This window comes from Streptomyces sp. SID13726, assembly GCF_010548375.1.
In the GTDB taxonomy this organism is placed as follows: domain Bacteria; phylum Actinomycetota; class Actinomycetes; order Streptomycetales; family Streptomycetaceae; genus Streptomyces.
The window spans coordinates 1-392 of the sequence record NZ_JAAGLY010000812.1 but is presented as its reverse complement, the minus strand read 5'-3'; the positions used below and the strand labels follow the sequence as shown (position 1 = coordinate 392).

At 65.1% G+C, this 392-nt stretch carries 1 protein-coding gene; it reads right to left on the bottom strand.

The window, feature by feature from the left end; all coding sequences use genetic code 11:
• The coding region (locus tag G3I78_RS50440) for an endolytic transglycosylase MltG (protein ID WP_164437388.1) at positions 1 to 392 on the bottom strand (392 nt) is incomplete at both ends.

Below are 392 nucleotides of genomic sequence, written 5' to 3'. Positions count from 1 at the left end.
CTGCCACTGACGAAGCTCGGCGACGTTCGCCTCGTGGTCGTCCCACGTCACCGCGAACTTCGTCTCGCCGGTCTCGAGGTTCACGGCAGTCCAGAAGATCCACTCGCCCGGCTCGGGGTTCACGACTGCGGCCAACGACTCGGCACCCGGACTCGCGATCGGAGTTGGCGGGAGACCCTTGTGCACATAGGTGTTGAACGGGTTATCAGGGTTCTGCGTGTCCTCACGCGTCAGCTCGGTTCCCGGCTTGTTCAGGCCATACGCGACCGCCGCATCGATCTGGAGCGCCATGTTGATCGCAAGCCGGTTCTCGATCGCGCGCGCCATCTTGGGGCGGTCCGGCGCGTACTTCGCCTCCCGCCCGATGAGCGAGGCCTTGTTGAGCACGGTCT